Annotated in this window: 20 protein-coding genes and 1 tRNA gene; 9 read left to right on the forward strand and 12 right to left on the reverse strand. The window is 73.0% G+C overall.

Annotation, left to right across the window (positions count from 1 at the left end; translation table 11 throughout):
- Positions 1–149 precede the first annotated feature (149 nt).
- A complete protein-coding gene (locus DTL70_RS29475) occupies positions 150–914 on the forward strand; it encodes a response regulator transcription factor (RefSeq protein ID WP_114025065.1) in 765 nt (254 codons plus the stop codon).
- Positions 911–2,329, forward strand: a complete 1,419-nt coding sequence (locus DTL70_RS29480) for a sensor histidine kinase (RefSeq protein ID WP_114025066.1) — start codon at positions 911–913, stop codon at positions 2,327–2,329. Before DTL70_RS29475 ends, DTL70_RS29480 begins: the two co-directional genes overlap by 4 nt.
- Before the next feature lie 797 nt (positions 2,330–3,126).
- Here the strand turns inward: DTL70_RS29480 and DTL70_RS29485 are convergent.
- Positions 3,127–3,357, reverse strand: a complete 231-nt coding sequence (locus DTL70_RS29485) for a chaplin (RefSeq protein WP_114018089.1) — start codon at positions 3,355–3,357, stop codon at positions 3,127–3,129.
- A 259-nt stretch (positions 3,358–3,616) separates the two neighbouring features.
- On the opposite strand from DTL70_RS29485, the gene DTL70_RS29490 reads away from it, so the two are divergent.
- From DTL70_RS29490 to DTL70_RS29500, 3 genes are all read left to right on the forward strand, one after another.
- Positions 3,617–4,732, forward strand: a complete 1,116-nt coding sequence (locus DTL70_RS29490) for a chitinase (RefSeq protein WP_114025067.1) — start codon at positions 3,617–3,619, stop codon at positions 4,730–4,732.
- Positions 4,733–4,970: 238 nt separating this feature from the next.
- Positions 4,971–6,050, forward strand: a complete 1,080-nt coding sequence (locus DTL70_RS29495) for a LacI family DNA-binding transcriptional regulator (RefSeq protein WP_114025068.1) — start codon at positions 4,971–4,973, stop codon at positions 6,048–6,050.
- A 72-nt stretch (positions 6,051–6,122) separates the two neighbouring features.
- Positions 6,123–6,827 carry a murein hydrolase activator EnvC family protein gene (locus DTL70_RS29500; RefSeq protein WP_181861132.1) on the forward strand — a complete coding sequence of 235 codons (705 nt, stop codon included), beginning with the start codon at positions 6,123–6,125 and terminating at the stop codon, positions 6,825–6,827.
- Between the two features lie 58 nt (positions 6,828–6,885).
- Here the strand turns inward: DTL70_RS29500 and DTL70_RS29505 are convergent, their stop codons facing one another.
- Positions 6,886–7,365, reverse strand: coding sequence for a DUF6233 domain-containing protein (locus DTL70_RS29505; protein ID WP_242751321.1), 480 nt, complete (start codon positions 7,363–7,365; stop codon positions 6,886–6,888).
- Between the two features lie 137 nt (positions 7,366–7,502).
- On the opposite strand from DTL70_RS29505, the gene DTL70_RS29510 reads away from it, so the two are divergent.
- On the forward strand, positions 7,503–7,724 hold the full coding sequence (locus tag DTL70_RS29510) for a hypothetical protein (RefSeq protein ID WP_114025071.1): 222 nt from the start codon (positions 7,503–7,505) through the stop codon (positions 7,722–7,724).
- Positions 7,725–7,906: 182 nt separating this feature from the next.
- Here the strand turns inward: DTL70_RS29510 and DTL70_RS29515 are convergent.
- The 3 genes from DTL70_RS29515 to DTL70_RS29525 form a co-directional block, all read right to left on the reverse strand.
- Positions 7,907–7,979: transfer RNA gene (locus tag DTL70_RS29515), tRNA-His, on the reverse strand.
- Positions 7,980–8,112: 133 nt separating this feature from the next.
- Positions 8,113–8,718, reverse strand: coding sequence for an oligoribonuclease (orn, locus tag DTL70_RS29520; RefSeq protein ID WP_114025072.1), 606 nt, complete (start codon positions 8,716–8,718; stop codon positions 8,113–8,115).
- Between the two features lie 28 nt (positions 8,719–8,746).
- Positions 8,747–10,258, reverse strand: a complete 1,512-nt coding sequence (locus DTL70_RS29525; RefSeq protein WP_114025073.1) for a helix-turn-helix domain-containing protein — start codon at positions 10,256–10,258, stop codon at positions 8,747–8,749.
- A gap of 1,028 nt (positions 10,259–11,286) precedes the next feature.
- Here DTL70_RS29525 and DTL70_RS29535 point away from each other — a divergent pair.
- Positions 11,287–11,808, forward strand: a complete 522-nt coding sequence (locus DTL70_RS29535; RefSeq protein WP_114025075.1) for a universal stress protein — start codon at positions 11,287–11,289, stop codon at positions 11,806–11,808.
- A 363-nt stretch (positions 11,809–12,171) separates the two neighbouring features.
- On the opposite strand, the gene glmS is transcribed toward DTL70_RS29535, so the two are convergent.
- Entirely contained in the window at positions 12,172–14,001 is a 1,830-nt protein-coding gene (glmS, locus tag DTL70_RS29540; protein ID WP_114025076.1) for a glutamine--fructose-6-phosphate transaminase (isomerizing), read from the reverse strand.
- A gap of 124 nt (positions 14,002–14,125) precedes the next feature.
- Positions 14,126–14,404, reverse strand: coding sequence for a hypothetical protein (locus tag DTL70_RS29545; protein WP_114018098.1), 279 nt, complete (start codon positions 14,402–14,404; stop codon positions 14,126–14,128).
- Positions 14,405–14,618: 214 nt separating this feature from the next.
- Between DTL70_RS29545 and DTL70_RS29550 the strand changes: the two genes are divergently transcribed.
- On the forward strand, positions 14,619–16,295 hold the full coding sequence (locus DTL70_RS29550; protein ID WP_114025077.1) for a beta-N-acetylhexosaminidase: 1,677 nt from the start codon (positions 14,619–14,621) through the stop codon (positions 16,293–16,295).
- Between the two features lie 251 nt (positions 16,296–16,546).
- Here DTL70_RS29550 and DTL70_RS29555 read toward each other — a convergent pair whose 3' ends face one another.
- The 5 genes from DTL70_RS29555 to DTL70_RS29575 form a co-directional block, all read right to left on the reverse strand.
- Positions 16,547–17,218, reverse strand: coding sequence for a DUF4429 domain-containing protein (locus DTL70_RS29555; RefSeq protein ID WP_114025078.1), 672 nt, complete (start codon positions 17,216–17,218; stop codon positions 16,547–16,549).
- Positions 17,219–17,279: 61 nt separating this feature from the next.
- Positions 17,280–18,446: an acyl-CoA dehydrogenase family protein gene (locus tag DTL70_RS29560; protein WP_114025083.1), complete on the reverse strand. Its 1,167-nt coding sequence runs from the start codon at positions 18,444–18,446 to the stop codon at positions 17,280–17,282.
- Between the two features lie 5 nt (positions 18,447–18,451).
- Positions 18,452–19,510, reverse strand: coding sequence for a hydroxymethylglutaryl-CoA lyase (locus tag DTL70_RS29565; protein ID WP_114025079.1), 1,059 nt, complete (start codon positions 19,508–19,510; stop codon positions 18,452–18,454).
- Positions 19,507–21,741 (reverse strand): ATP-binding protein, encoded by a 2,235-nt coding sequence (locus tag DTL70_RS29570; RefSeq protein WP_114025080.1) that lies wholly within the window; start codon positions 21,739–21,741, stop codon positions 19,507–19,509. Before DTL70_RS29570 ends, DTL70_RS29565 begins: the two co-directional genes overlap by 4 nt.
- 74 nt (positions 21,742–21,815) lie before the next feature.
- Positions 21,816–23,495 (reverse strand): carboxyl transferase domain-containing protein, encoded by a 1,680-nt coding sequence (locus DTL70_RS29575; RefSeq protein WP_114025081.1) that lies wholly within the window; start codon positions 23,493–23,495, stop codon positions 21,816–21,818.
- Positions 23,496–23,690: 195 nt separating this feature from the next.
- Here DTL70_RS29575 and DTL70_RS29580 point away from each other — a divergent pair, with 195 nt between their 5' ends.
- The gene (locus DTL70_RS29580; RefSeq protein ID WP_114025082.1) at positions 23,691–24,314 is read left to right on the forward strand and encodes an SACE_7040 family transcriptional regulator; all 624 of its coding nucleotides are present in this window, start codon (positions 23,691–23,693) and stop codon (positions 24,312–24,314) included.
- The last annotated feature ends 356 nt before the right edge of the window (positions 24,315–24,670 follow it).

Here is a 24,670-nt window from a genome sequence, read left to right on the forward strand (position 1 = left end):
TCGTCGATGAACACGTACAGTGCCGCCAGAAGGGCGTCCAGGTTTGTCTTCACACACTGACCAACGGGCGCCCTTCGCCATGGTCGCGACCAGCACACACATCGGACTCACTCATCTAGGGGGCGCCCGGATGACGTACGGTTCCGCCCATGGCAAGTGTGCTCGTGGTCGAGGACGACCAGTTCGTGCGCTCCGCCCTCATCCGGCACCTGACCGAGGCGGCCCACACGGTCCGCAGCGTGGGCACGGCGCTGGAGGCCCTGCGCGAGGTGGCGCAGGTCGGTTTCGACGTGGTCGTCCTCGACCTCGGGCTGCCGGACCTCGACGGCGCCGAGGCGCTGAAGATGCTGCGCGGCGTCACCGACGTCCCGGTGATCATCGCCACGGCGCGGGACGACGAGACCGAGATCGTCCGGCTGCTGAACGCGGGAGCCGACGACTACCTGGTCAAACCGTTCTCCGTCGCCCACCTGTCGGCCCGGATGGCGGCCGTGCTGCGCCGCACGCGCACCTCCGCCGCAGGCGGCGACGGCGCCCGGGACGCCGTGATCCGGGTGGGCGGGCTCGCCATCGACCCGCTGCGCCGTATGGCACAGCTGGAGGGCGCGCTGCTCGACCTGACCCGCCGCGAGTTCGACCTGCTGGCCTTCCTGGCGCGCCGCCCCGGCGTCGTGGTCGCCCGCAAGGAACTGCTGTCGGAGGTGTGGCAGCTCAGTTACGGGGACGACCAGACGATCGACGTCCACTTGTCATGGCTGCGGCGGAAGTTGGGGGAGACGGCCGCCAAACCGCGCTACCTGCACACCCTGCGCGGGGTCGGCGTCAAGCTGGAACCGCCCGCCACGAACCCCGCGGCCCCGCCGCCCGCCACGGAGCCCCCGGCCCCGCCGCCCGGTTCGGGCGGGCCCACGTGAGATGGGCCCTGGTGAAGGTCTGCCTTGCCGTGACCGCGATGGTGGTGGTGGCCTTCGCCGTCCCGCTCGCCCTCGTCGTCAAGGAGACCGCCAGAGACCGGGCCTTCGCCGGCGCCGAACGCCAGGCCTCCGCCATCGGCCCCGCCCTGGCCATCACCCGCGACCGCCGCCAACTCCAGCGCGCCGTCGCCATCACCCAGGCCGGCGCCGAGGGACGCGTCGCCGTCCACGTACCCGCCGAAGCGGGGAAAGGCGGCGCCAAGAGCGGCCCCGTACGCGTCGGCCACAGCCGGGCACCCCGCGCCCGGCTCGCGGCGGCGCGCCGCCTCGGCCGCGCCACCACCGTCGAGGTCGACGGCGGCTACACGCTCCTGCGGCCCACCGCCGTGACGGGCGGCATCGCCGTCGTCGAGGTCTTCGTACCCGACGACGAGGTCACCCACGGCGTCGCCACCTCCTGGATGGTGCTCGCCGGGGTCGGCCTCGCACTGATCGTCGGCTCGGTCGCCGTCGCCGACCGGCTCGGCACCCGCATGGTGCGGCCCGCCGAACGGCTCGCGGGCGCCGCGCACGACCTCGGCGAGGGACAACTGGACGTGCGGATACCCGAAGAAGGGCCCACCGAGCTGCGCTCCGCCGCCACCGCCTTCAACTCCATGGCCGACCACGTCGTCCAACTCCTCGCCAACGAACGCGAACTGGCCGCCGACCTCTCCCACCGGCTGCGCACCCCGCTGACCGTCCTGCGGCTCAACGCCGCCTCCCTCGGCGAGGGCGACGCCGCCGAGCAGACCCGGGCCGCCGTCGCACAGTTGGAGGGCGAGGTCGACACCATCATCGCCACCGCCCGCGAACAGAAGGCGCCCGCGCCCCACGCGGCCCCCTCCGCCACCTGCGACGCGGCCGAGGTGATCCGCGAGCGGATGGCCTTCTGGTCGGCGCTGGCCGAAGACGAGAGCCGTGAGGCGCGGGTCGCCGGGGTCGAGCATCCGGTACGGGTGCCGGTCGCCCGCGCCGAACTGGCCGCAGCCGTCGACGCCCTGCTCGGCAACGTCTTCCGGCACACCCCCGAAGGCACCGCCTTCGCCGTCGACCTGCACAGCGGACCCACGAGCGAGGCCGCCATCCTGCTCGTCTCCGACGCGGGCCGCGGCATCACCGACCCCGACGCCGCGCTGCGCCGCGGCCACGGCCACGGCGGCCCGGGCTCCACGGGGCTGGGCCTGGACATCGTGCGCCGCGTCGCCGAATCCACCGGCGGCGACCTGCGGCTGGGCCGCTCGGTACTCGGCGGCACGGAGATACGGGTGCGGCTCGCACTCCGCGACGGTGCCGCCACCCGCACAGGAACCCACCGCGTCAGCCACCGCCTCCGCCGCGGGGCCCGGCGCGCTCGCCTCGCGCGCCGGGCCTGAGGACGCGCCGCGGCGGCGCGGCGCACCGTGCGAGCGCCACGCCCGACGCCTGCCCCCTCGCGAGGCGCCCACCTGCACGCGGCGCGCTGCCGCGCGGGCGGGAGTGTCGCGGTGCTGGGGGCGCGCTGCCGCGCACGGGGGCGTCGCGGTGCGTGCGAGCGCTGCCGCGCGCGGGGGCGCCGCCGGGCAGGGGAAGTCCGGTGCCGTGCCCGGGTCCGCCCCGCCGCAGGCGGGAACGTCGTGGTGCAGGGTCACGTTGCCGCGTGTGGATCCGCCGTCGTGCGGGGGAAGGCCCCCGCCCGTGGGGGCTCTGCCGCGTCCGGGGAAGGTGCCGCGCAATGGACCGCGCCGTTCGCGGGAACGCCGTCGTGCCCAGGATCGCGGCCGTACGCGGGAACGCCGTCGCGCCCGGGGTCGCCACCTCGCAGGAGACCGCCGCCATGCGGGGACTCGCTGCCGCGCGGGAAGTTTCGCCGCGCGCGAGACGCCACCGTGTCTGGGAACGCGACCGTTCGGGGACGCCCCCGTGCCCGGGTGCGCCGCCGCGTCGGGAGCCTGGTCGTGGCCGGGGAGGTCACCGTGCTCGGGAACGCCACCGCCCGGGAACGCCACCGCCCGGGAACGCCGCCGCGCGCGGATATGCCGCCGTACCGGGAACCCGGCCGTGCGCGGAATGCGGCCGTGCGCGGAAGGGCCGCCGCGCGGAAAGGGATCCGTGCGCGGACATGGGTCCGCGCACGGGAGCGCCGCCGGGTCCGGTCCGTGGGGCGGGCCGGACGCGGCGGCGTCGGGGGTGCTTACTTGTTGGCGCAGGCGTTGCCCGCGGCGGGGTTCAGCAGGCCGATGACGTCGATCGAGTTGCCGCAGACGTTGGCACCGACGTTGACCGGAACCTGGACGACGTTCCCGCTGAGGACACCCGGGGAGTTGGCGGCGCCGCCCTGGGCACCGGCGTCGGCGGCCGCGGCGGAGGCACCGCCCAGGACGAGGGCGGCGGCGAAAGCGGCCGTGGTCACGGAACGAAGCATGGTGTTTCTTCTTTCAGGAGACAGACAACTTGCGCTTGGGCACCATCCATGCACAGCGGGCGCGGTGCCGTCGTTGTGACTTTCCGACCGTCGCCCGCCCGTCACCCCACGGAGGGGTGCTTTCTGCGGCGTTCGGAGCAACGCGGTTCCGGTCCGGGGGCGGAATGCCCGCCCGCGGCCTGTTGTGGGCCGCCGCTCCTGAGGAGGCCCTTTCGGTTTCCTTAAGCGCGTCCTAAGGAAGCCGGCCGGAGTCCGCAACATGGCATTCGTCCGATTCACCGCGGCTAGCGTGCTGGCCGTTCCCGTCCCCCACCTCAGCGAGGCATCGAACGCGATGACGCACTCAGCAGGACACCGCCGCCGCACCCGCCGTACGACCACACTGCTCACCGGAGCCGCTGCCGCCGCCCTCGTCGCGGGAGGCGGCTTCGTGCTCGCGGGCAACGCCACGGCGGGCGAGGAGGCCGCGGCCCCGTCCGAGGCGGCCGGTACGCCTTTCGCGCCGTACGTCGACACCTCGCTCCAGCCTTCCTACGACCTGCTGGAGAGCGCGGAGAAGACCGGCGTCAAGGAGTACAACCTGGCCTTCGTCACCAGCGGCGGCGGCCAGTGCGCCCCCCAGTGGGGCGGCTCCCAGGAGCTGGAGGACAACCCCGTGGCCGCGCAGATATCCGACCTGCGCGCCAAGGGCGGGGATGTCCGCGTCTCCTTCGGCGGCGCCAACGGCTCCGAGCTCGCCACGGCCTGCGACTCGCCGGACGCGCTCGCCGCGGCGTACGGCAAGGTCGTCGACACCTTCGACCTGAAGAAGATCGATCTGGACATCGAGGGCGCCGCGCTGCCCGACACCGAGGCCAACGAGCGGCGCGCCAAGGCGGTCGCCGCGCTTCAGAAGAGCCATCAGGGCCTGGACGTCTCCTACACCCTGCCGGTGATGCCCGAGGGGCTGACGGAGCCCGGCGTGGCCCTGCTGAAGAACGCCGAGGCGAACGGGGTGGAGGTGTCGGCCGTCAACATCATGGCCATGGACTACGGGCCCTCCTACGACGGCGACATGGGCGAGTACGCCACCCAGGCGGCGACCGCCACGCACAAGCAGGTCGCCGAGGCGCTCGGTCTGGGCGAGGCGGAGGCGTGGAAGGCGCTGGCCGTCACCCCGATGATCGGCGTCAACGACGTCAACGTGGAGGTGTTCCGGCCCGAGGACGCCAAGGAGGTGCGGGCGTTCGCGCAGGAGAAGGGCATGGGCTGGGTCTCCATGTGGTCCGGTACTCGTGACAAGCCCTGCCCCGGCGGCCCCAAGGACCAGGCGGACCCCACCTGCTCCAGCGTCGAGCAGCAGCCCTACGACTTCACCGAGGCGTTCGCGGGCTGACCCCACGGCAGCCCCTGCCCGGCCGGGCACGGGTCGCGGCCCCCGTCCAGGGCCCCACCCGGCGCACCGGCCCGGTCGGCGGGGCGCGATGGTCCCACCCCCACCCGTCGCGCCCCACCGCGCCGTCGCGCCGCCGAAGGGGCCCGCGCACGCGTGGGCCCCTTCGGCGGCCGTTGTAGTTGAATGAGCTCCCTCGCCCCGGTCTCGCCAGGTCCGGGGCCGGTGCGGGGAGGGGACCATGGCAGCAGCGCGCGGCGGACGACCCGGCGGGTCCGCACCGCCCCGGCCGACTCTGGAGCAGGTCGCACGCCGTGCGGGGGTGGGACGCGGCACCGTCTCCCGGGTGGTCAACGGCTCTCCCCGCGTCAGCGACCGCACCCGCGCCCTGGTCGAGGAGGCCGTCGCCGAACTGGGGTACGTGCCCAACCGGGTGGCCCGCGCGCTGGCGGCGGGCAGTGCGGACGCCATAGCGCTGGTCGTCCCCGAGGCCGGGTCCCGGTTCTTCTCCGAGCCGTACTTCTCCGACATCGTCCGCGCGGTCGGCACGGAGCTCGCCCGCGCCGACATGCAGTTGCTCCTCACCCTGCTGGACTCCCAAAAGGAGCGGGACCGCTTCGCGCAGTACGCGGCGGCGCACCGGATCGACGGGGTGCTGCTCGTCTCCGTGCACGCCGACCACACGCTGCCCGACGTGCTCACCGGCGCCGGGATCCCCACCGTGCTCGGCGGCAGGCGCCGCGCCGCCGCGCCGGTGCCCTACGTCGACTGCGACAACACCGGCGGCGCCCGGAACGCGGTCGCGCATCTGCTCGACCGGGGCCGCCGCGCCGTCGCCACCATCACAGGTCCCGGCAGCGTCCACGCGGCGCGCTGCCGTACGGACGGCTACCGCGCGGCGCTGCGCGAGGCGGACCGCCCGCTGGACGCACGCCTCGTGGCGGGCGGTGACTTCACCGAGGAGGGCGGTCGCCGCGCCATGCGCCTCCTGCTGGAGCGCGCCCCGGCGCTGGACGCCGTCTTCTGCGCGTCCGACGTGATGGCCGCGGGCGCCCGGCACGCGCTGCGTGAGGCGGGCAGGTCGGTACCGGACGACGTCGCCCTCGTCGGCTTCGACGACTCGGTCGTCTCCCGCCACATGGATCCGCCGCTGACCACGGTGCGGCAGCCCCTGCCCGTGATGGGCCGGGAGATGGCCCGCCTCCTGCTGGACCTCCTCGGCAGGGGAACGCCCGGCGCCTCGGCCGCGCACACCACGGCGGAGGGCGACCGCTGCCACCGCGTCCTGCCCACCGAACTGGTCACCCGCGCCTCCTCCTGACGGGGGACCGGCTCACTCCTTGGGCCTCGTCCGGGGTGCGAGGTCGCGGCCGAAGGCCGTTGCATCACAGGTATGGCTCGTACGACGACCCACGGTGACCGGGCTTCCGGCGGAGCGCAGGCGGCCGCGGCACGCGGCGGACGCCTCCGCCGTGCGGTGGCCGGCGCCGCCGCGGGCTTCGCCCTCCTGCTCGCGGCGCCCGGCCTCCCGGCCGCCGGCCCCTCGGGGGCCTCTGCCGTCCTCGCCGGTGCCGGCGCACCCCGGAAAGCGGAGCCCCCGCCACCGGACGCCTCCTCGGCGGGTGGGGCCTCCGGGCAGGGGGCGGGCGCGGGCGCGGCTGAGGCGGGCGGATCGGCGGGGACCGTGCGCTGGGTGCGGCCGATCGCCGTGGAGGGGGTGCGGGTCTCGCAGGCGTACGGGGTGAAGGGGGACTGGGCGGCAGGCCACCACACGGGCATCGACCTCGCCGTGCCGGAGGGCACGGGGGTCCGCTCCGTCGGCCCGGGAACGGTGGTCTTCGCGGGCTGGTCCGGCGACTACGGCAAGGCGGTGACCGTCCGCATGACGGACGGCGGATACACCCTCTTCGCCCACCTGTCGCGCCTCTCCGTGACCGCGGGCGACACCGTCCACCCCGGCACCCCGCTGGGCCGCTCCGGCAACACGGGCCGGTCGACCGGGCCCCACCTGCACTTCGAGGTGCGGGCCGAGCGCGGCTACGGCAGTGACATCGACCCCGTCCGCTACCTTGCGGGCCACGGCGTCCGCCTGGTGTGAGGCGGGTTGCGACCGGGGAACGCCGCCGGCGCGTGCGCTCTCACCCGGAGGGGGAGGCTCAGCGCGCCGTGCGCAGTGCACGGTCCGGGCGGCAGACGTCGCACACCCGTGCGTCCTCGCCGTCGGCCAGCAGTGCCACCGCCTCCCGTGCGGTGATCCGCCGCGTGAGCCACCCGTCCCTGGCCTGCCAGCAGTCGCGGCGGTGCACGCACCACCACGGGCCCTCCTGGCCGACGCCCCGTACGCGGACCGCCACCCACTGGCGCCCGGCCACCGCGCCGGCCGTCGGCAGCGCCTCGTAGCGCTCGCCGGGGAGAGGGGTGATGCTCTCGGCCGCGACGACGATCGCGGTCGGCGCGCTGCCGGGCTCGACGCGCCCGTCGGGGTGCTGGTAGCGGCTGGGCAGGATGGCCTCGCACTCGTACCACCAGTGCCCGTCGGGGGTGCGGGAGCGGCCGGTGACGATGACGTCCAGTTCCTGTCCGTCGGGCATCCGGGCCCGCGCCCACGGCCCTGCCCTGTCACTCCACTCACTCACGTACCGAATATTAGTTCGAATGCGGAGAAGGCTGCGCCGTCCGGGTTCAATCCGCGACGACGTTTTCGTGTTGTACCAAAAAGTGACACTTCGGCAGCCATCGTGGTGCTTCATCCAACCAACCCTTGGAGGTTCCCATGCGTATGCGTACGCTCGTGCGCTCCGTCGCCGTCGGCTTCGCCGTTCTCGGCCTGGCCGGTGCGGGCGCGGGTTCCGCTGCCGCCTGGCCGAAGGGGCACCAGTACAACTCGGTGCACGAGTCGGTCAGCAAGGAGTGGAAGAAGATCCACGTCTCCGACGACGACCACATCATGAACGACTCGGTCGTCTTCGTCTTCGGCCCGATGCAGAACGACTGAGCCGAGCGACCCGTAACGGCAGACACTCAGCTCTGCCCGCCCGTCAGCACCGCGTTCCCGTCTCCCGGCAGGGAGGCCGGGAACGCGGTGTTTTGCGTACCCGGAGAAGTTCCGTGGACCGCTCATGGCGCGAACGAGCGAGGCCCCCACCGGACTTGCCGGTGAGGGCCTCGCTCGAAAAGGGTGATCGACGGGACTTGAACCCGCGACATCCTGGACCACAACCAGGTGCTCTACCACCTGAGCTACGACCACCACGTCCGGTGCGGGGAGAGGATCTTCCCTGACCGGCCGCTACGAGTGTACAGGGTTCGGGCGTGTGCTCGCGCACGGGTTTCGGGGCGGGGCCGGGACAGGCCCTCCGCCGGTCGGTGCGGCGTCCGGCCCGTCAGTGCGCAGGGGGCAGCACGTGCTGGGCGGCGATCTTCTTCGCCGTCTCCGAGTCCGGCCCCGGGTGCGGGACGAACACGGCCTCGCGGTAGTACCGCAGCTCGGCGATCGACTCGCGGATGTCGGCCAGTGCCCGGTGGTTGCCGTTCTTCTCGGGGCTGTTGAAGTAGGCCCGGGGATACCAGCGGCGGGCCAGCTCCTTGACCGAGGAGACGTCCACGATCCGGTAGTGCAGGTGGCTCTCCAGGGCCGGCATGTCCCTGGCGAGGAAGCCGCGGTCGGTGCCGACGGTGTTCCCGCACAGCGGCGCCTTCCCGGCGTCCGGAACCCACTCGCGCAGATACGCCAGCACCTGGGCCTCCGCGTCGGCCAGCGTCGTACCGCCGTCCAGCTCGGCGAGCAGACCGGAGGTGGTGTGCATCTGGCGCACCACCTCCGGCATCGTCTCGAGCGCGGAGGCGGGCGGGCGGATCACGATGTCCACGCCGTCCCCGAGTACGTTCAGCTCCGAGTCGGTCACCAGCGCGGCCACCTCGATGAGCGCGTCATCGGACAGCGAGAGGCCGGTCATCTCGCAGTCGATCCACACCATGCGATCGTTCATGCGCTTCACACTACGTGACCCGCCCCGCTCAGCTCGCGCCCCGGCCGCGCTGGCCCGGAACCCGGGGGGCGAACGCGTCCGAGTCGGGTTTGCCCCGTTCGGAACGGCCCTCCCGCACGCTCCGGTACTCGCGCACCCCCTGGCGCCCGCTGTGCGCGGCGGCCGGGCCGTTCGCGGGGGCCCCGGGCTGCCCGTGCCCGGCGGCGGCCCCCGGCTCCTGACCGCCCCCGTACCCGTGCCCCTGCCCGTACCCGCCCGTGGAGTGTCCCGGCTGCACGGCGTGCCCCGGCTGCCCGCCCGGGTACCCCGCGCCGGCGTGGACGGGGCCAGGACCGTGACCGTGCCCGGCTCCCGGCCCCGGCGCGTACCCCGGGCCGCCGCCCTGGCCGCCGGGCCCCTGGACGAGGGGACCCTGGCCGCCGTGGCCCGGCTGCGGCTGGTGCGGCAGGCGCGCTCCGCCCTCCGCGCCCTCCCCGCCGAGGACCGGTGCGTCCTCGCCCTGCTCCCCGTCCACCTGCCGTGCCCGGTAGGCGGCCCGGTAGGCGGCGGGAGAGGCGCCGAGCTGGCGGCGGAAGTGGCCGCGCAGCGCGACGGGGGAGCGGAAGCCGCAGCGTCCCGCCACCTCGTCCACCGAGTAGTCGGACGTCTCCAGCAGCCGCTGCGCCTGGAGCACGCGCTGGGTGATCAGCCACTGCAGTGGAGCGCTCCCAGTAAGAGACCGGAAGCGTCGGTCGAAGGTGCGGCGGCTCATGTACGCGCGCGCGGCGAGGGTCTCTACGTCGAACTGCTCGTGGAGGTGTTCCAGTGCCCAGGCGACGACCTCGGCCAGCGGGTCGGCGCCGATCTCCTCTGGTAAGGAGCGGTCCAGGTGGCGGGGGTGGCCACCGGCCTCCTGGCCGTTGCCGCGGCGGGGCGGTATGACCAGCCGCCGCGCGAGTGCTCCGGCCGCCTCGGCGCCGTGGTCGGTGCGCACCACATGCAGGCACAGGTCTATGCCCGCCGCCGTGCCCGCCGAGGTGAGGATGTCGCCGTCGTCCACGAACAGTTCGCGCGGGTCGACGTGGACGGCCGGGTAGCGCTTGGCGAGCGTCGGCGCGTACATCCAGTGCGTGGTGGCGGGGCGGCCGTCGAGCAGGCCCGCGGCGGCGAGGACGAAGGCGCCCGTGCACAGCCCGATGACCCGGGCCCCCTCCTCGTGCGCGCGGCGCAGCGCCTCCAGGGCTGCCGGGGGTGGTGGCTGGGTGATGGAGCGCCAGGCGGGCACGACGACGGTGCCGGCGCGGGAGATCGCCTCGAGGCCGAACGGCGCGCTCAACTGGAGCCCGCCGGTGGTGCGCAGCGGTCCGTCCTCGCCCGCGCAGACCAGCAGCCGGTAGCGCGGAACTCCCGCGTCCTGGCGGTCGATTCCGAAGACGGAGAGCGGGATGGAACTCTCGAAGATGGGACCACCGCTGAAGAGCAACACCGCCACGATCTCGCGCCGGCGGCGCGCGGCCAGCTTGCGGGTCTCAACTGGGCCGTTCGTGGAGTCCTGGCTCATTGGAACTAAGCCCCCCTCAATCGTTGTGTTCCTCTCGGTCCATACACATCTCCCCCGCTCTCCCCCGCAGCGAAAGCCAAGATCGAATCTACTGCGTCGGATGAGGTGGGCGGTGCAAGTTCGGCATCCGGCGCTATGTCGACAAGGCAACTTGGCGTGAAGCATTCGATCACGAAGCGTTTCACTCAAAGGCGTTGCAGGGAAGTACGCATGCCCTCTCTGCCCCGTCAACGTAGGGTGCACACCCGCTCGGCGCTCCTTTCCTCCCTGGTGACAGGGGGTCGGGGGAGTGGTACGGGAAGGGATGAGGCGTGCTCCCAAGTTGGCCGAAAAACGAGGGGGGTCACACGTACGATCCAGTCACTCCCGGGGCGCACGCCACGGGTGCCCAGAGGCGCGGGAGGCGCATGCTGCGCCTGGTCATCCCCGGTCCGGCGGAGGGGCGAACGGCACGTGACATCTGGTTACCCAGTGTGCGCCGGTGTGCGCCCCGAGCGATCGTCTCGCGCCATCGCATCGACCCGCTGCCGACTCGGGCGGCGGCCTCCCGGCCGGCCGGGAGGCGGCGGGGCCGGCCGGGAGTCGGTGGGGGTCGGTCGGGTGTCGGTGGGTGGGCGGCCGGGGGCCGGCCCCGCGGCGGCGGACGCGGCGGCGGACGCGCGGGCCCCGCGTGACCAGGCCGCCACGCGAGGTGGGCGGGGAGCCGGCCCGGTGCGGCGCCATGGCTCCGCGGGTCCCGGCGGGTCCCGCCCGCGTCAAGGAGGCGCGTAAGGGGCGTAACGCGGCATTGCGCTGAGGGCCGCGCTCAGGCATGCTCCGGGGTCAACCGCCCCGGCGGCCGCCTTCCCTTACCTGTGCGAGGGGGGAGTGCCGCCGTACCCTTTGGGTAAGGGAATTGGGAAGACGATTCCCGGTCTTCCCCGGTCTTCGTCCCTTCGCCGAGCCGGCCGTGAGGCCCCGAGCAGATCGAGAAAGCGCAAGCCGTCCGTCGTCCCTCTGCACAGAGGACTCATTCGCCGAGACAACTCATGGCAGGACACGAGATCCCTGACCCAGCGGACCGCAGGCAGATCGCCGACTCCACGGCGGTCCCCGAAGCGGCGGGCGAGCCACGCCACTCCTGCGATCCGGCCTTCCAGCACGGCGTCGTCGTCGGTTTCGACGGCTCGGTCTCCAGCGAGCGGGCGCTCGCCTACGCCATCGGCATGGCCCGGCGTACCGCCTCGGGGCTCATCATCGTGCACGTCGCCAACCGGCTGCCGACCACGGTGTGGGCGGGCTGCGAGCCCCCCGTCTTCGTCGACGTCCCCGACCACCGCACCGAGGTCCTCGGGCTCGAACTCGCCTGCGCCGAGCACCTGTCCGAAGTCCCGTGGATCCTGGTGGAGCGCGGCGGCGACATCTGCCACGAGCTGGAGGAGGTCGGCAGCGAGTACGCGGCCGACGCCATCGTGGTCGGCTCGACGCACGGCCTGGTGGGACGGATGTTCGGCTCGGTGGCGGGCCGCCTCGCGCGCCGCGCTCAGCGCCCGGTCGTGGTGGTGCCCTGATCCGGCTGGGACGCCGGTGTGCCGGGGGCCGGGTGTACCGGGTGCGCCGGGGTCGCGGCGGTGCGGCAGCCCCGCCCCCGGGCGTGGAGCGGGGTGCGGTCCGGTGTGTTTTCCTCCAACTCCGGTGTGCTCACCGGGGGTTGATTCTGTGGGGATCGATAAATCTACTCGCCCGTAGAGGTGCGTTGTGCGCTTGTGAGGGGCATACAGACAGCACGTGGACGCCCCCGGACCGAGGGCGTGCCGCCGACCGGGAGTGACGGTCCCGCGCGGCGGCCCACCTGCCGGCGTAATGGGCGACGCCGGCACAGGGGAGGCGGAATCCCGCGCGGTTGGTGGCCCGCGCGGGATTCCGCCCATCCGCTACTCCACGGTGACGGACTTGGCCAGATTGCGGGGCTTGTCGATGTCCCGGCCCAGGGCCAGCGCCGTGTGGTAGGCCAGCAGCTGGAGCGGGATGCCCATCAGGATCGGGTCCAGCTCGTCCTCGTTCTTGGGCACCACGATGGTGTGGTCCGCCTTCTCCTGCTCCTGGTGCGCCACGGCCAGGATCCGGCCGCTGCGGGCCTTGATCTCCTCCAGCGCCGCGCGGTTCTTCTCCAGCAGGTCGTCCTCCGGCACGATCGCCACCGTCGGCATCGCCGGCTCGATCAGGGCCAGCGGCCCGTGCTTGAGCTCCGAGGCGGGGTAGGCCTCGGCATGGATGTAGGAGACCTCCTTCAGCTTCAAAGAGGCCTCCAGCGCGACGGGGTAGCCGCGCACCCGGCCGATGAAGAGCATGGAGCGGGCGTCCGCGTACTTCTTGGCCAGCTTCTCGATCTCCGGCTCCTGCTTGAGGATCTCGGCGATCTGGGCCGGCAGCCTGCGCAGGCCCTCGATGATCCGCTTGCCGTCCTTGACCGACAGGTCGCGGGTGCGGCCCAGGTGCAGGGCGAGCAGCCCGAACGCCACCACGGTGTTGGTGAAGCACTTGGTGGAGACCACGCACACCTCGGGGCCCGCGTGCACGTACACCCCGCCGTCCGCCTCGCGCGCGATGGCCGAGCCGACGACGTTGATGACGCCGAGCACGCGCGCGCCCTTGCGCTTGAGCTCCTGGACGGCGGCGAGCGCGTCGTAGGTCTCCCCGGACTGCGAGACGGCGATGTAGAGGGTGTCCGGGTCCACCACCGCGTTGCGGTACCGGAACTCGCTGGCCGGCTCCGCGTCGGCGGGGATACGGGCCAGCTCCTCGATCATCTGGGCGCCGATCAGCCCCGCGTGGTAGGAGGTGCCGCAGCCGAGGATCTTCACCCGGCGCACGGCGCGCGCCTCGCGCGGGTCCAGGTTGAGGCCGCCCAGGTGCACGGTGGCGAACCGGTCGTCGATGCGGCCCGCCAGCACCCGGTCCACCGCGTCCGCCTGCTCGGCGATCTCCTTGTGCATGTAGGTCTCGTGGCCGCCCAGGTCGTAGGACTCGGCGGCGTACTCGACCGTCTCGGGCGAGGAGGAGGTGCGCGACCCCTCGGTGGTGTAGGTGCGGTAGTCGCCGGCCTTGATGGTGGCCATCTCGCCGTCGTCCAGGGTGACGACCTGGCGGGTGTGGGAGACCAGCGCGGCGACGTCCGAGGCGACGAACATCTCGTTCTCCCCGATGCCCAGCACGACGGGGGAGCCGTTGCGGGCCACCACGATGCGCTCGGGGAAGTCGGCGTGCAGCACGGCGATGCCGTAGGTGCCCTCGATGTGGCGCAGCGCCTCCTGGACGCGGCCCTCGAGGCTCTCCGCCTGCGCGGCGGCGATGAGGTGGACGAGCACCTCGGTGTCCGTCTCGGAGACGAAGGCGACACCGTCCGCGCTCAGCTTGGCGCGCAGCTCGGCGGCGTTGTCGATGATGCCGTTGTGGACGACGGCGACCTTCTCGGCCGGGTCGAGGTGCGGGTGGGCGTTGACGTCGTTGGGGGCGCCGTGGGTGGCCCAGCGGGTGTGCGCGATGCCGGCCGTGCCGGAGAACCGCTTGGGGACGCGCTCTTCCAGGTCGCGGACGCGGCCCTTGGTCTTGGCCGTCTTGAGGGCGCCGGGTTTGCCCGCGGCGCCGCCGGTCTGGATGGCGATGCCCGCGGAGTCGTAGCCGCGGTACTCCAGTCGCTGGAGGCCCTCCAGCAGGAGCGGAGCGGTGTCACGCTTACCGATATATCCCACGATTCCGCACATACTGCTGATGCCCTGCCTCTCCGTCGTGCTGTGCTGCTGTTGAAGGTGTGCCGCTTGGTGCCCTCGGTGCCCTTGGCGCCGTGCCCCGTCCGGTGTGGTCGTCGGAGGAACGACGCCGGCAAGGTCAGCCGTAGACGATGCGGCGCAGCTGTCTGAGGGACAGCTGAGGCGGTGCCACGGCGCGGTGCGGCAGCTCGGCCTCGATGCGTTCGAAGATCTCCGGATTCGTCAGACCCTTGGCCTGCAGTTCCCGGTGCCGGCGCCGGACGAACTCGGATGCCGTCTCGTCGAAGTACGACAGGACGTCCAGCACCACCCGCGCCGCCTCGCCGCGCCGCAGCGGCGTGGTGCGGACCAGGTGGTCGAGTAGGTCGTCGTGGACCGGCGTCGGAGCGTCGAGCACTCGTCGATAGTGCGGTCTCGGCGTCACGATCGCAAGAAATCTGCCCGATAGCGGGCACGGCGTGGCGAAAAGTGAAGCCATCCGATGTCTTCCCGGTCGTCTTCGGGACCGCCATCATGACGAAGTGTCCCGAAGACGGCTTTCGTTGTGAGTGCGCCACCCCAGTGAACGACCGTTCGAAGAATTCCTGACCGGATCTCGGAGGGATCACTGAATGGGACGACGACTCCGACCACTTCTGCTCCTGTGCGCCTCCCTGCTCGCCGCCACCTCGCTGCCCGCCGTCTCGGCCACCGCCGACACCGGCGCGCGGCCGGACCCGGGCGCCGCGCACGGCCCCCGTTCGCTCGATGAGGTGATACCCGCGCCCGCCTCCGTACGGGCCAAGGGCAAGCCCTACACCCTCACCTCGCGGACCGTGATCCGGGTGAGCGGCGGGCACGGTCCCGGGCACGACCACGGTCCCGGGCGGCACGGGCGGGGGAAGAAGGGCGGGCACGACGCCTCCAAGGGCGCGCGCCAGGTGGCCGAACAGCTGGCCGACCTGCTGCGGCCCGCCACCGGCTACCGGCTGCCCGTCACCACCCGGCCTGGACGCGACGGCATCCAGCTGAGGCTGAGCGGCGAACGCGGACTCGGGCCCGAGGGATACCGGCTCCACGTCACCGAACGCGCCACCGTCCTCAGCGCCCGCGAGCCCGCGGGCCTCTTCCACGGCATCCAGACCCTGCGCCAGCTCCTGCCCGCCGCCATCGAGGCCGACAGCACCCGTCCCGGGCCCTGGCAGATCGCCGGCGGCACCCTCACGGACACGCCGCGCTACGCCTACCGCAGCGCCATGCTGGACGTCTCCCGGCACTTCTTCCCCGTCGACTCGGTCAAGCGCTACATCGACCAGCTCGCCCTCTACAAGATCAACACGCTGCACCTCCACCTCTCCGACGACCAGGGTTGGCGCATCGCCATCGACTCCTGGCCACGGCTGGCCACCCACGGCGGCAGCACCCAGGTCGGCGGCGGCCCCGGCGGCCACTACACCAAGGCCGACTACCGCGACATCGTCCGCTACGCCGCAGACCGGCACCTGACCGTCGTGCCCGAGATCGACATGCCGAGCCACACCAACGCCGCCCTGGCCTCGTACGCCGAACTCAACTGCGACGGCAAGGCGCCACCCCTCTACACCGGCACCGACGTGGGCTTCAGCTCGCTGTGCGTACCGCTCGGCCGTACCTACGACTTCGTCGACGACGTGATCCGCGAACTGGCCGCCCTCACCCCGGGCCCCTACCTGCACATCGGCGGCGACGAGGCCCACTCCACCAGCGAGGAGGACTTCGCCGCCTTCATGAAGCGCGTCCAGCCCATCGTCGCCAAGTACGGCAAGACCGCTGTCGGCTGGCACCAGATCACCGCGGCGCCGCGCCGGGGCACCATCGCCCAGTACTGGGGCTACGACGAGACCGGGGCCGAGGAACGCGCCCAGGTGGCCGCCGCCGCACGCAACGGCACCCGACTCGTGATCTCCCCGGCGGACCGCTCCTACCTCGACATGAAGTACCACGAGGACACGCCCCTCGGCCTCTCCTGGGCCGGCTACGTCTCCACCGAGCGCTCCTACGACTGGGACCCGGCCACCTATCTCGACGGCGTCCCCGAGCGGGCCGTCCTCGGCGTGGAAGCGCCCCTGTGGACCGAAACCCTCTCGACCAGCGCCCAGCTCGAATACATGGCCTTCCCGAAACTGCCCGGCATCGCCGAACTGGGATGGTCCCCGGCCGCCACCCACGACTGGGACACCTACCGCGTGCGGCTCGCCCAGCAGGCACCCCGCTGGGACCTGATGGGGGTGAACTACTACCGCTCCCCGCAGGTGCCCTGGGACGGCTAGAAGCTGTCTCGTAGACCTGGCCGCGCGTTCGCGTTCGCGTTCGCGTTCACGGGCGTACCCCGTACCCGGCACCGGCCTCCGACCGGTGCCGGAGGCCGGCTTCGCGGTAGGGGCGTCGGAGCGTGCCGGGCTGCCCCGTCAGGACCGCCTTGCAGGTGGGTGCGTCACCTGTCTGACCGGTGACGCGGGCGGCAGCCCCTTGTCCCGGCGCACGGCATCTCCCGGCACGCGGCATCTCCCGGCGCGCGGCGTCAGAGGCGGTCGAGCACCGCCTTCTTGGCCAGGGCGAACTCCTCGTCCGTCAGAACACCCGAACGGTGCAGCTCACCCAGCTCCCGCAGCCGCCGCAACAGCACGTCATGGTCGGCACCCGCGGCCACGGGACCACCCACGTCCCCTCCCGTGGGGGCCGTCTCGGCGCGTGGCCCGCCGGTCGCCGTGGCCGCCTCGGGCGGGTGCTGCGCCGCGTCCGCCTCCGGAAGGGCCCGGCCGTCCCGCGCCCGCGCCGGGCGGGAACCGCCGTGCGGGTGGGGCAGCCGGGCGGCGACGGCGGCCGCCAGCCGCACCGCACCGCTCGTCTCCCGCGCCTGCCGCACGCCCCACAGCACCAGGCAGTGGGGGTCGTGCTCCGGCTTGAGTGCGGGCTGGTCACCCCCGAGGCGGAAGCGCAGGCTGCCGTTCTCCCAGCCCAGCGCGGGCGTCCATTCCACGCCCGCCAGATCCCCGAGCCCGAGACGCCGCGGACCGGCCGACGCCTTGCTCTCCTCGGCCATCCAGTTCCAGTCCAACTGGAGGTTCTCCCCGTCGAACGTCACCGTGCCGTCCGAACCGGTCGCCGTCAGCGGGACGGCCGGGCCGGGCACGATCCTGAGATGCTCCCCGTCGAAGGTCCAGGCTCCGGCTCGCTGCAGAATCTCCGCCATGCTCCGATTATTCGGGCTCACGGAAGCGCTGCACACCCGGGGGAAGGGTGTGGCCGTGGCGTCAGGCCCCCACCCCCAACTCGCGGGCCACCAGCATGCGCTGGACCTCGCTCGTGCCCTCGCCGATTTCCAGGATCTTGGCGTCGCGCCACATGCGGGCGACCGGGTACTCGTTCATGAAGCCGTAGCCGCCGTGCACCTGGGTGGCCTCGCGGGCGTTGCTGACGGCGATCTCGGAGGAGTACAGCTTGGCCAGCGCGGCCTGCTTCTTGAACGGCTCGCCCGCCACCAGCCGGGCGGCGGCGTCGCGCCAGGTGACGCGCGCGGTGTGCGCCCGCATCTCCATGTCGGCGATCTTGAACTGGATCGCCTGGTTCGCACCGATGGGCTTGCCGAACGCCATACGGGTGTTCGCATACCCGACCGACTCGTCCACACAGCCCTGCGCCAGCCCGGTCGCGAGCGCGGAGATCGCGATACGCCCCTCGTCGAGGATCCGCAGGAACTGCGCGTAGCCACGGCCCAGCTCGCCCAGCAGGTTGGCCTTCGGAACGCGGACGTCGGTGAAGGACAGCTCGTGGGTGTCCGAGGCGTTCCAGCCGACCTTGGAGTAGCCGGGAGCGACGGTGAAGCCCGGTGTGCCGGAGGGGACGATGATCGAGGAGATGCGCGGCGCGCCGTTGTCCTTGCGTCCCGTGACGGCCGTGACCGTGACCAGGCCCGTGATGTCCGTCCCCGAGTTGGTGATGAAGCACTTGGTGCCGTTGATCACCCATTCCCCGGTGGACTCGTCCAGCACGGCCGTGGTGCGGGTGCCGCCCGCGTCCGACCCGCACTCCGGCTCGGTCAGCCCGAAAGCGCCCAGCATCTGGCCCGAACACAGCTTCGGCAGCCACTCCTGCTTCTGCTCCTGCGTGCCGAACAGGTAGACGGGCATCGCCCCCAGCGACACGCCCGCCTCCAGCGTGATCGCCACGGAGGAATCCACCCGGGCCAGCTCCTCCAGGGCCAGGCAGAGCGCCAGGTAGTCACCGCCCATGCCGCCGTACTCCTCGGGGAACGGCAGCCCGAACAGGCCCATGGCCCCCATCTGGCGCACGATCTCGTACGGGAACGCGTGCCGCTCGTAGAAGTCACCGATCGAGGGCGCCACCACGTCGTGGGCGAACTCCTCGACGGTGCGGCGCAGTTCCTCGTGCTCAGGGGAGAGACGGTGGTCGAGAGCCATGCTGCTCACTGCTCCTTGGTGTCGGGGGAGTCCGGACAAGTCGATGCCGTCGGGGAGGACGGGGCAGACGGGGAGGACGGGGAACCCGCGAGGGCGCGGACCGTGCGGGAGGGGCTGGGGCGGCCCAGCCGTTCGGCCATCCACACACTGGTCGCCGTCAGCCGCGCGAGGTCGACGCCCGTCTCGATACCGAGACCGTGCAGCATCCACACCAGGTCCTCGGTGGCGAGGTTGCCGGTGGCGCTCTTCGCGTACGGGCAGCCGCCCAGCCCGCCCGCCGAGGCGTCCACCGTCGACACCCCCTGCTGGAGGGCCGCCAGCGTATTGGCGAGGGCCTGGCCGTAGGTGTCGTGGAAGTGCACGGCCAGCCGAGGCCCGCCCTCGGTCCGCTCCGACAGCCCCGCCTCCCGGAGGGCCGACAGGAGTGCGTGGACGTGGCCTGGGGTGGCCACACCGATGGTGTCGCCCAGGCTCAGCTCGGCACAGCCCATCTCCGCCAGCGCGCGGCAGACCCGCACCACTTGTGCCACGGGTACCGCGCCCTCCCACGGGTCCCCGAAGCACATCGACAGGTACCCGCGCACGGCGAGCCCCTCCCGCCTGGCACGGGCCACGACGGGCTCGAACATCTCCAGCGCGCCGTCCACTGTGCGGTTGAGGTTGGCCTCCGCGAACGACTCCGTGGCGCTCGCGAACACCGCGACCTCGCGCGCCCCCAGCGCCAGCGCCCGCTCCAGACCGCGCGCGTTGGGTACCAGCACCGGAAGGCGCACCCCGTCCAGGACACCCGCGTCGGGACCGGCCGCGTCGCCCGCGCCGGGCCCGGTCAGCCGGGGATACAGCTCTTCCGAGTCGGCCAGTTGGGGCACCCAGCGGGGGTGTACGAAGCTGGTGGCCTCGATCGTCGTCAGCCCGGACGCGGCCAGCCTGCGGACGAACTCCGCTTTCACCTCCGTCGGAACGCTCGCCTTCTCGTTCTGCAACCCGTCCCGCGGGCCGACCTCGTGGATCCGCACCCGCGCGGGCAGCCCCTCCAGGGGGAAGGACATGGGCAACTCCGTCATCCCGCCACCTCCGCGCCGCCGTCTCGGCCGTCCGCGCCGGGCTCGAACGGGTCCACCACCGCGAGGATCTGGTCCATCGCGACGGTGGCGCCTGCCGTGACGTCCAACTGGGCCACCCGCCCCGCATGCGGCGCCGCGATGACGTGCTCCATCTTCATGGCCTCCACCACCAGCAGGCTCTCGCCGGCCGCCACCTCGTCACCCACCGCGGCCTTGACGAGGGTGACGGTGCCGGGCATGGGAGCCGTCAGCGCGTCGGCGCCCTGGGCGGCCCCGGCCCGCTGCAACGCGGCCGCCACCGGGTCGTGCACCCGCACCTGCCACGCCTCGCCGTCCCGGCCCAGCCACACGCCCGGCGTCTCGCCGTCCCCGCACACGGCGCGGGTGAAGACGCCGCTCATCCCGTCCCAGTCCAGCCGCACGGTGGCGCCCCGCACCCCGCCGGGCTCCTGGTCCTCGGCGGTGGGACCCGGGGCCAGACGGGCGCGCACGGGGGCCGCGCCCTCGACACTGACCTCCATCTCGCCGGGGGAGACGGGCACCTGCGGACGTTTGCCGTCCGGGGCGGGGGGCCGGACGCGCACCGCCACCGGATCGTGGCCCGGCACCCGCAGATGGTGCACCGTCCACGCCCGCTGCCCGCCGAGCCGCCAGCCCGAGGGCACCGCGAACGGGCTCACCCAGGCCGCCGCGCCGCCACCACCCGGGTCCCGGACCGTGCCGGGCGCGGAGGGGCCGGCCCCGCCGCCACCCGGGACCGCCCCGGGCGCCGCCGTGGCCGGCTCCGGCGTCAGCGCCGCGTGGCGCAGCAGTGCCGCCGCGCCGTACACCTCGTCCGGCACGCCCTCGGGCAGCAGTCCCGCCGCGGCACGCTCCACCAGGCCCGTGTCCAGATCACCGGAGACGACCTCGGGGTGGGCGAGCAGTCCGCGCAGGAACGCCGTGTTGGTGTCCACGCCCAGGACCGTCGTCCGCGCCAGCGCCGCCCGCAGTCCGCGCAGCGCCGCGGCCCTGTCCGGGGCCCACGCGATGACCTTGGCGAGCATCGGGTCGTACACCGTGCCCACCTCGGTGCCCGTGGTCAGCCCGGAGTCGGTGCGTACCCCCTCGCCTCGCGCCTCCTCCAGCAGCAGCACCCGGCCGGCCGACGGAAGGAAGTCGACCCGCCCGTCGTCGGCACCCGGCGCGCGGCGCGCCGTCTCCGCACAGATACGGGCCTCCACCGCGTGCCCGTTCAGCGTGACGTCCTCCTGCGCGAGGCGCAGCGGCTCGCCGGCGGCCACCCGTACCTGCCACTCCACCAGATCCAGCCCGGTGATCAACTCGGTGACCGGGTGCTCGACCTGGAGGCGGGTGTTCATCTCCATGAAGTAGTACGCGCCCGAGCCGTCCCCCGGCACGATGAACTCCACGGTGCCCGCACCCAGGTAGCCGCACGAGCGGGCCGCGTTCGCCGCCGCCTCGCCCATCGCCGTGCGCGTCGCCGCGTCCAGCAGCGGGCTCGGAGCCTCTTCGACGATCTTTTGGTGGCGTCGCTGGAGAGAGCACTCGCGCTCCCCGAGGTGCAGCACCGTGCCGTGGCCGTCGGCCAGCACCTGGATCTCGATGTGCCGGGGCCGGTCGACCCACCGCTCCACCAGCAGCGCGTCATCACCGAACGCGCCCCTGGCCTCGCGTCGGGCCGCGGCGATCTCGTCCGGCAGCGCCGCCTCGTCCCGCACCAGGCGCATGCCCTTGCCACCGCCGCCCGCCGACGGTTTGAGCAGCACCGGCAGACCCGTCTGCCGTGCCGCGACGGCCAGTTCCGCGTCGGACAGCCCGCTGCCCGAGGAGCCGGGCACCACCGGGACCCCGGCCTCGCGCACCGTCTCCTTCGCGCGGATCTTGTCGCCCATCAGCTCGATGGCCGCGGCGGGAGGGCCGATGAAGACCAGACCGGCCTCGGCGCACCGCTGGGCGAACTCGGCGTTCTCCGCCAGGAAGCCGTACCCCGGGTGGACGGCCTGGGCGCCGCTGCGCCGGGCCGCCTCCAGCAGCCGCTCGATACTCAGATAACTCTGCGCGGCCGCGGCCGGACCGATCCGCACCGCCGTGTCGGCCTCGCGCACATGGCGCGCGTCGGCGTCCGCGTCGCTGTAGACCGCGACCGAGCGCACGCCCAGCCTGCGCAGCGTGCGGATCACCCGCACCGCGATCTCACCGCGGTTGGCCACCAGCACCGTGTCGAACATCGGTCCTCTCCTCGCCCTCACGACTTCCGTCAGCTCCGCCACCGTGCTCGCCCTCTCACCTGCGCAGGACGCCGTCACATCCGGAAGACACCGAACCTGGCCGCCTCCGGATCGCGCCGCGGCAGCGGGGCGTTGGCGCACGCCGTCAGGGCCAGCCCCAGCACCTGGCGGGTCTCCAGCGGGTCGATCACTCCGTCGTCCCACAGCCGGGCCGTGGCGTAGTAGGCGTTGCCCTGCGTCTCGTACTGGGCGCGGACCGGGGCGCGGAACTCCTCCTCCGCCTCGGCGGACCACTCCTCGCCCCTGGCCTCCAGTTGGTCCCGCTTGACGGTGGCCAGCACCGACGCCGCCTGCTCGCCGCCCATCACCGAGATCTTGGCGTTCGGCCACATCCACAGGAACCGGGGGCTGTAGGCCCGGCCGCACATCGAGTAGTTGCCTGCGCCGTAGGAACCGCCGACCACCACCGTCAGCTTCGGGACCCGGGCGCACGCCACGGCCGTGACCATCTTGGCCCCGTGCTTGGCGATGCCACCCGCTTCGTAGTCCTTACCGACCATGAACCCCGAGATGTTCTGCAGGAACAGCAGCGGAATGCCCCGCTGGTCGCACAACTCGATGAAGTGGGCGCCCTTTTGGGCCGACTCCGAGAACAGGATGCCGTTGTTGGCCACCACGCCCACCGGGTGCCCGTGGATGTGGGCGAAGCCCGTCACCAGCGTCGTGCCGTACTCCGCCTTGAACTCCTGGAACCGCGAACCGTCCACCACGCGGGCGATCACCTCCCGCACGTCGTACGGCGTGCGGGAGTCGGCCGGCACCGCGTCGTAGAGCCCCGCGGGATCCAGGGCGGGCTCCTCGGGCGGACGCACGGACCACGGGAGGACACCGGCCTGCGACCCGCCGGCCGGCAGCGTCGAGACGATGTGCCGCACGATGCGCAGGGCGTGCGCGTCGTCCTCCGCGAGGTGGTCGGTGACGCCGGAGACGCGCGAATGCGTCTCGCCGCCGCCCAGCTCCTCCGCGGTGACGACCTCTCCCGTGGCGGCCTTCACCAGCGGCGGGCCGCCCAGGAAGATCGTGCCCTGCTCCCGCACGATCACCGCCTCGTCACTCATCGCCGGGACATAGGCGCCGCCCGCCGTGCACGAGCCGAGGACGGCGGCGATCTGCGGGATACCGGCGGCCGACATCCGGGCCTGGTTGTAGAAGATCCGTCCGAAGTGCTCCCGGTCGGGGAAGACCTCGTCCTGCATCGGCAGGAACGCGCCCCCCGAGTCGACCAGATACAGGCACGGCAGCCGGTTCTCCAGCGCCACCTCCTGCGCCCGCAGGTGCTTCTTCACCGTCATCGGGTAGTAGGTGCCGCCCTTGACGGTGGCGTCATTGGCGACGATCACCACCTCGCGCCCCGACACCCGGCCGATACCCGCGATCACCCCGGCCGCCGGGGCCGCGTCCTCGTACATCCCGTCCGCCGCCAGCGGGCACAGCTCCAGGAACGGCGATCCGGGATCGAGCAGGGAGTCCACCCGGTCGCGCGGCAGCAGCTTGCCGCGCGCCACGTGCCGCTCGCGTGCCCGCGCGCCGCCGCCCAGCCGGGCGCGGGCCAGCTTCTCGCGGAGCCGGCCCGCAAGCTCCCGGTGCGCCCTGCGGTTCTCCGCCGACGCCTCCGAGTCCGGGTCGACGGTGCTCGCCAGACGTGGCGCGGCGGGCCCGTGCCCGCTCGCGTTCCGCACCGCCCGCTCGTCCATCAAGCCCAGCTCCCTCGCTCGCACCACACCGCACACGTCCCGTCCCGTCACCACGCGCCCCCGCGGCGACGCGCCGCCGCGGTCGGCCAGCCGGCACACCGCCCGGAGCCCGCCCCGCACGGCAGGAAAAGTTAGTGGCCGTTAACCGACGACTTCAGGTTAACGGCTATTAACGAGGCTGTCTAGAATGGACGGATGAGCAACAGGACGGCGGCGGGCACAGCTGCACCAAGTCGGCGGGAGCAGATCCTGGGCGAGGCCGCGCGGCTCTTCGCCGAGCGCGGATTCCACGGGGTGGGGGTCGACGAGATAGGAGCCGCCGTCGGCATCAGCGGCCCGGGCCTCTACCGCCACTTCGCCGGCAAGGACGCGATGCTGGCCGAGCTGCTGGTCGGCATCAGCGAGCGGCTCCACGACGGCGGGCGGCGCAGGGTGGAGGAGTCGCTGGCGGCCGGACTCGGCCCCGAGGAGACGCTGGACGCGCTGATCGAGGGGCACATCGACTTCGCACTCGACGACCGCGAACTGATCACCCTGCACGACCGCGAGCTCGACCGGCTCCCCGAGGCGGACCGCAAAAAGGTCAGAAAGCTCCAGCGGCAGTACGTCGAGCTGTGGGTCTCGGCGCTGCGGGCGGTGAACACCGACCTGACCGAGCTGGAGGCCCGCGTCGCCGTGCACACCGTCTTCGGACTGCTCAACTCGACGCCGCACCTGAGCGGGTCCTCCTCGATGCCGGACCGCGAGACGACCGCGGCGCTGCTGCACCGGCTGGCTCGCGGAGCCTTCTCGGCCGCTGCTCCGCGCGGCCTCGTGTAGTGAGGGCTTGCCCTGTCTCTGCGGCCTCGCGCACTGAGGGCTTGCCCTGTCTCTGCGGCCTCGCGCACTGAGGGCTTGCCCCGTTTCCGCGGCCTCGCGTGGTGAGGGCTCGTCCTGCGGACGTCGCTCCGGCGAGGGGGTGCCCCTGTCCGCCGTGTGCGGGCCGCGGGTGGGGTGTGGCTTGTGGGGGTACCTCCCGGCCGGAGTCCCCCGGCCTCCGGCCGGGAGGTGCCCCCGGGGGGTGCCTCTATGGGTTTGGTCAAGCCGTTGAAGGTGTTGGCGGTTGGTAGAGGGTGCCGTCGCGGAGCATGGCGAAGAGCACGTCGGCGCGTCGTCGGGCGAGGCAGAGGAGGGCT

The organism is Streptomyces diacarni (assembly GCF_003323715.1).
GTDB classification, from domain to species: domain Bacteria; phylum Actinomycetota; class Actinomycetes; order Streptomycetales; family Streptomycetaceae; genus Streptomyces; species Streptomyces diacarni.